This is a genomic window from Stygiolobus sp. CP850M (assembly GCF_037389425.1).
Lineage (GTDB): Archaea > Thermoproteota > Thermoprotei_A > Sulfolobales > Sulfolobaceae > Stygiolobus.
The window spans coordinates 1-5,773 of sequence record NZ_JBBHKR010000023.1; the positions used below are offsets into that span (position 1 = coordinate 1).

7 protein-coding genes and 3 pseudogenes are annotated in these 5,773 nt (G+C 35.6%); 6 read left to right on the forward strand and 4 right to left on the reverse strand.

The features are described 5' to 3' along the window. Together WIW89_RS01075 and WIW89_RS01080 are read left to right on the forward strand one after the other, a co-directional pair. A pseudogene (locus tag WIW89_RS01075) lies at positions 1 to 515 on the forward strand (ISH3 family transposase); the annotation flags it as partial. Positions 516 to 1,415: 900 nt separating this feature from the next. Further along, positions 1,416 to 1,880, forward strand: a complete 465-nt coding sequence (locus WIW89_RS01080; protein WP_337719437.1) for a transcriptional regulator — start codon at positions 1,416 to 1,418, stop codon at positions 1,878 to 1,880. On the opposite strand, the gene WIW89_RS01085 is transcribed toward WIW89_RS01080, so the two are convergent. Continuing rightward, the gene (locus WIW89_RS01085; protein WP_337719438.1) at positions 1,837 to 2,736 is read right to left on the reverse strand and encodes a hypothetical protein; all 900 of its coding nucleotides are present in this window, start codon (positions 2,734 to 2,736) and stop codon (positions 1,837 to 1,839) included. The genes WIW89_RS01080 and WIW89_RS01085 overlap by 44 nt on opposite strands. A 209-nt stretch (positions 2,737 to 2,945) precedes the next feature. On the opposite strand from WIW89_RS01085, the gene WIW89_RS01090 reads away from it, so the two are divergent. The 3 genes from WIW89_RS01090 (at position 2,946) to WIW89_RS01100 (ending at position 3,796) form a co-directional block, all read left to right on the forward strand. Continuing rightward, on the forward strand, positions 2,946 to 3,194 hold the full coding sequence (locus WIW89_RS01090) for a hypothetical protein (RefSeq protein ID WP_337719439.1): 249 nt from the start codon (positions 2,946 to 2,948) through the stop codon (positions 3,192 to 3,194). Between the two features lie 110 nt (positions 3,195 to 3,304). Then, positions 3,305 to 3,574, forward strand: coding sequence for a hypothetical protein (locus WIW89_RS01095; protein ID WP_337719440.1), 270 nt, complete (start codon positions 3,305 to 3,307; stop codon positions 3,572 to 3,574). A gap of 78 nt (positions 3,575 to 3,652) precedes the next feature. After that, entirely contained in the window at positions 3,653 to 3,796 is a 144-nt protein-coding gene (locus WIW89_RS01100) for a hypothetical protein (protein ID WP_337719442.1), read from the forward strand. 209 nt (positions 3,797 to 4,005) lie between these two features. Here WIW89_RS01100 and WIW89_RS01105 read toward each other — a convergent pair. Together WIW89_RS01105 and WIW89_RS01110 are read right to left on the reverse strand one after the other, a co-directional pair. Further along, a pseudogene (locus WIW89_RS01105) lies at positions 4,006 to 4,282 on the reverse strand (type II toxin-antitoxin system RelE family toxin). Between the two features lie 213 nt (positions 4,283 to 4,495). After that, positions 4,496 to 4,762, reverse strand: a pseudogene (locus WIW89_RS01110) (zinc ribbon domain-containing protein); the annotation flags it as partial. A gap of 58 nt (positions 4,763 to 4,820) precedes the next feature. On the opposite strand from WIW89_RS01110, the gene WIW89_RS01115 reads away from it, so the two are divergent. Beyond that, positions 4,821 to 5,009, forward strand: coding sequence for a hypothetical protein (locus WIW89_RS01115; RefSeq protein ID WP_337719443.1), 189 nt, complete (start codon positions 4,821 to 4,823; stop codon positions 5,007 to 5,009). A gap of 330 nt (positions 5,010 to 5,339) precedes the next feature. Here WIW89_RS01115 and msrA read toward each other — a convergent pair. Then, the coding region (gene msrA / locus WIW89_RS01120) for a peptide-methionine (S)-S-oxide reductase MsrA (RefSeq protein WP_337719444.1) at positions 5,340 to 5,773 on the reverse strand (434 nt) is incomplete at its 5' end.

Below are 5,773 nucleotides of genomic sequence, written 5' to 3' on the forward strand. Positions count from 1 at the left end.
TGCTCAACTTCATTTCACAGTTTAAGTACATAATTGCTGTCCCGGTTGGTGACGTTAAGGTTTATGAGGAGTTTGATGGTGATTATAAGACTAATAGTAAGAGGCATAGGAAGGATGAGCAAGTTAAGTTCAGGCTCCTCGTGTACAGTAGAGAGAAGGTTAGGAGAAAGAAGAAGAGGCTTGTTTATTTTGCTAGGGCTACTAACCTCGATCTGCCCAAGAGGGAAGTGTTGGATTTGTACAATAAGGTGAGGGGTCCCATAGAATCCTCTTATAGGAACATTAAGGCTTTTCTTCCATTTACTAGTTCTACTAAGTTTGTTTTCCGCACGTTGATCTTCGTTCTTGCCCTTGTACTCTACTCCTTATATACAGTATTCAAGGGGGAGGTGGGGAGAGAGGAGTTTAGATTATTATTAATTCTTTTATATCCCGATTTATTCAATCCGGAGAATTTTACAATTAATCTAGTGGAAACACTTATTTACACTATAGATTTATTTTCAAGGAGGTGATTTTGGGTCTACCGCAGAGAGGCGAGGCTTTCCGCCCCCTTAACCCCTTCCTTTGTGAAGAAAAAGAAAATAATGAAATAAAAGAACTGTTATAATATTCATATTGTGATAATAAAAGGGCGAAGATAAAAACAAAAAAGTTTTAAAATATGTTTTAACAGAAGTAGAAATCGGGGATGAGGGGATGATGAACACGACACGAGTTGACCTATGATAGGACGCCGTGGGTCTGACCTGACCCCTCATCCCTAATTCATTACTTATCTTTTCAACTATTAAGCTTTTCTTCTCATCCAATTTTGAAAAATTAAGCAAAGAATGAGGCTAGATCCTAACGTTAAATCTACGACGTGAGAATAATTGTATAAACTCCCCAGTTTGCTAAGAAAAATTCAATCCCATATATTATAACAAAAAATTAATTTGCAGTACTTTATCCTAGTAGTTCCTTATATTATATATATTAGATATAGTTCCTTTTACAGTATATTATACACGTGCAAAACTTAGCCTATTTCTGTTCACGTCGTTAATTTTGTCCCTTACCCTAGAAATTTCTCTTTATAAAACACGTTATTTTAGTAAAAATATCTGTTCACTGTCTTGATAATTGTAATTTATTTCTGTTCACGTGTTTTAGAGTTTTATACTAATAAAAGAAATAAAATGAAAATAGTACTGGTCCAGAAACTTTTTTTACAATTTTATTTCAGTAGATTGGGGAGTTTATTGTAAACAATTTTTGATAAAGTAGAAGAAAGATTTTGAAATTAAACTGGGGAGTTTACCGTGAAAGATCGTTTTGATATACTATTGTTACACCAAATTGAAGAGTAGGGCTGTTCAAATGAAATCGAACGTTGCATAAAAGAATAAAAGGCATATACAGAAGGTATAAATATGGTCTCAGAAACTGCAAAGAAGCTTGTCCTCCTAGTCCTAGGATTGGCTGATGGACATATAGACACAGATACAAGGATGCAGAAGCTTGCTTTCTTAGTAAACCAAGAGGTCTTTAACTGGGTAAAATTTGAAGCAAATAATTATGGTCCATACTCTAAGGAGCTTATGAAGGCTGTGGATGAACTAGAGAAAGAGGGAAAGCTGGTCTACGTCTGGGATAACGATGGTGTATCTAAGTATTATTTAACAGAAAAAGGTAAGCAAGATGCGAAGAAGTTGCTGGAGCAGTTAAAAGATGAGGACGAGAATAAACTGAAGAGAGCTATGGAAATTATCCAAAGACATAAGGACGACGCACTCTCATATTTAATAGCATATGTTTATAAGTATTATCCAGAGTACGCTGAAAAGAGTAAGATCAAAGATAAGGTTGAAGAGTGGATCCGGTATTATCATCTTTAACCTTGCATTCTTCCACTCTGTATACATGGTCATAGGGGATACCAACTAGGATTCCGCCCATATCTCTAATTAGTACATTATAAGTGATTCCCTCCAGACTCCCACAGTGCTTGTTTCCATGATCGTCTACTATGCATAAACAAAGAGAAGGTTCCTTTATGAGATTGAACGATCTGGATTCTATCTCGTCGCTAGTATCAAAGAAGGAAACTTTTAGTCTCTTATTGTTTGATCTGAGAGAAATAAAACGCAAAAACATCGCTAAACCTAACGATAGAAAGAATGATATTATATAAACTACGATTAGTACGGCACCCAAGACTGTAAAGCCCTTGTTTAGAAAGGATAAGGCTGAGGTTATTGAGACTACTGCAATAAAGATCAATAAGAAGTACCTTTCTGCCAAGACTAAAGTCCCCCAGTATAACGCCTTCCACCTTAGGGTTTGGCTATCTATATCTACCGTGCTATAAGCAGAACTCTCATCTATGAGCTCCCTTATTATTTGGTCTCTTTTAACCAAGAAATTAAAATAAACGTAGTATAACAACATTCCCGATATTAAGAAGATAAAAATTATTATTTTTATGAGGTAGCCTGAATCACTACCTAAGATGAAGTCTAGAAGTAATGAAAGAATGAAGAGAAACATGAATGTCAAAAATAACACATTAGATACCGTACCTATGTACCTTACTTCTATGAAGTAACGTACGGGACCGTAAACTGTTCCTATTAATCTTAACGTATTATTTTTCTTGGTCCTTTGTTGGATAAAGGTTGTGAGCAAATAGATCAGAATAGAAACTAATAAGGTTCCGAGGGCTGTCGTGATTTCCGTGGAAAATGTCGACATTAACTAAATGTTTGGCAAAGAAATTTAAACCACATAGAGAATTTCCAAATAAACTCTCATTTTAATAAGAAAAATTCAACTACTGGTAATAACTACTACTAGGGTTTGCCGTCGTCAACAGTTTCCGATAAACCGTGAATTTTATGTCATTTAAATTATTTAACATTACTAGCTATCCCTTAACGAAAATTTATAAACTTTTTCCTTTAATGTTGACGTGTAGAAGAGAGCCCTACAGTGAACTCGATGAGCAATGTGAGGGGGAGGATGGGTTTGATGAGGCTCCCCATGTCCTTGAAGGGAGTGGTTTAACTACCGTAGACGGCATGGGGAGGGAAATAAGGGGAATGAGGACGAGAGGTTGGATACAAATTCATGAAGCCTCAATGAAAGTCCGACCCCTAATAACACATATATGTAAGTTAGGTGAGTGGGATGATAGAAAAAATACAAGATAAGAAAATTTTTCGATAACTATCATTCCATCTAGTTGGTGTAATTTTAGATGTGTGTACTATTGTGAGAATGACCATTATAAAATTTTAAAAATATAATAACTACATCAGGGATGACAAAAAGAATAAAATTATTTTTAGAAAATAATATTAAAACTGGCTTTTTCAGAAAAGTTCATATCAGATGGTATGGAGGAGAGCCGTTACTAGATTTTAAAACTATTATAGATACTAAGGATTTCACTAATTCGATAGCTAAAATGTATATAATAGATATAGTTGGTGAGATTATAACTAATGGTTACCTCTTAGATATAGTGAAATTCAAGATCTTGGTTAGAAAAAGGTGTAAAGATATTTCAGGTGACAATAGACGGTTATAAAGATGCTCATGATAAGCTTAGACCATTATTAAATGGTAAGTATCGAATTTTTTAACCTGTATGCAGGTAGAGTCTCTTGTGAATTTGGAACAAAAACTAAAATACACTGTAGAATTTCTAGTAAAAATTTCTAAGGAATTTGATGAAAGTTTGCCATGGGAGTTAGGATTTAGTGGTGGAAAAGACTCCACTACCACCTTAACCTTGTTAATTGAGGCGTAAGTTTAACGTTAGGATCCAACCTCATTCTTTGCTCAATTTTTTCAAAATTCAATGAGAGTAATCAGCATATCCTTTTTTAATGCCTAGTAGCAAATATACATTTGTGAGAATTGAAGATAAGGATGAAAAGAGAGAAGGTTACTTAGTAATTGAAAGTAAGGAGGATTTAGAAGAGTTTAGGAAGATGTTGATCAAGGCTTATTGTGAGCTTAATCCTGACCGTAAACGTCCTTGTGAGACCCGATCTCCCAAATGAAAACTATTTTTTGAGTCCACACTGTAAAGTATCCTTATATCTCCAGTTACTTCTAAGGAAAACATTGGATTACCGTACACATCTTTTCCTAATTTCTCTCTGGAGTATTTAACAGGATTTTCTTTTATCAATTCAAGTTTATCGACAATTAACGTGAGATATTCCAAATTGGAGAATTCTCTAGCAACAAATCTAGCCAAATCTCTAGCTTCCTTAACTTTCTTCATCATGAATTTCAATTCCCACTTCTCGCAAACCACATTAAAAGATTTAGGAAACGTATTTAAAAATTTTCTCTTTTCGTATATTATCTCACTAGGAATAATAGTTGTAATAATGATAACATTTAGCTCAAATAGCATTAAATATACTGCACTGTAGAAGAAGAATATTGATGAACAAACTAATAGAAGAATTTTTATTGCTAAGTCCAAGTTTGAGCTTCATTGAATTTTCATAAATTTGTATTTAATTCTCAGCCCTTGGGCTTCACCAGAGTCACGGGGCATTACCCCACTCATACCCCTCCGCCCCTTTAGCGGGATAACCCCGACCCACCTACTCCCGGTGGGAGTAAAAAAGAGGTGGGGAAACCCGCACATCCTGAGGTATATGTTTAGAGATGCGTTCAATTGCCTATCCAGAGTGAACCCGCACCTCTCGCAGTGAAAAGTCCTGCCGACCTTTCGGGAAACCCATCCACATCTGGGCTGAATCCTTTTTCACGTTAACAGAGATCTTTTTATATCTGTTTATAACGGATTTTCGTTGATAAATGATGATCTCTCACACCAATGTGGACTATGTCCAAAAGGTGGGAGTGATTGTGGAGATGTGAGCCCCGTGCCGTTGGGCTCGAAGGAGTCCCATGACTCACCTACCTTAAGTAGGTGGTTGAGGGCTAAGTCCCTACACTCGACCATGAATGAACATAAAATGATTGAAATGAAAGTGTAGGGACAAACGGGCATAGAGATGAAAAAGCCTACAGAAGTTAGAGTTAGATATTCCCGCTACGATCACGGCTATTAAGGACAGTATTATTACAAGGGGGCTAAAACTATGTTTTTCATAATAATTCTATCCAACTAACTTCAAATTCCACATACATACATAAAAGATAAACCTATGTAACATTTATAATTATACCACAAAATCAAATTCATTTTTCAGAATGTTTACACTTAAATTCAGAGTTTCTACCATCTGAGATTAAAAATTATCGCCATAGAAATTTAGCTTGTTACCTAAATTAAAAAACACCGTCTAGTTGGTTACTCTTTCAATTTAGGGCTTTGCGGTTAGCGATACTTTATCTGGAAAGTGAGCCATAAACTTCTTCACTTGTGGGCTTATAACTAACTTACAGTATGGTTGATTAGGGTGTTTTTCGAAGTATTTATGATGGTATTCTTCAGCCTCATAAAAGGCGTCAAATGGCTTTAATTCTGTTACTACTTTTTTACCGAGTTTTTTCTCTACTTCTTTGATAACTTCTTCTGCCATCTTACGTTGTTCCTCGTTGTGGTAAAGTATAATAGATCGATACTGAGGACCTACATCATTCCCCTGTCTGTTAGGAGTTGTAGGATCATGGATATCAAAAAAGATCTCTAAGAGTTCTCTATAGCTTATGACAGAGGGGTCGAAAGTTATTTGGACTACTTCCGCATGTCCTGTTAAGCCTGTACAAACGTCATCGTAAGTGGGATTATGCATCC

Excerpts from the sequence above, each read along its gene's own strand:
- WIW89_RS01080 (WP_337719437.1), top strand. The coding sequence starts at position 1,416 with ATGGTCTCAGAAACTGCAAAGAAGCTTGTCCTCCTAGTCCTAGGATTG.
- WIW89_RS01085 (WP_337719438.1), bottom strand. The coding sequence starts at position 2,736 with ATGTCGACATTTTCCACGGAAATCACGACAGCCCTCGGAACCTTATTA.
- WIW89_RS01090 (WP_337719439.1), top strand. The coding sequence starts at position 2,946 with ATGTTGACGTGTAGAAGAGAGCCCTACAGTGAACTCGATGAGCAATGT.
- WIW89_RS01095 (WP_337719440.1), top strand. The coding sequence starts at position 3,305 with ATGACAAAAAGAATAAAATTATTTTTAGAAAATAATATTAAAACTGGC.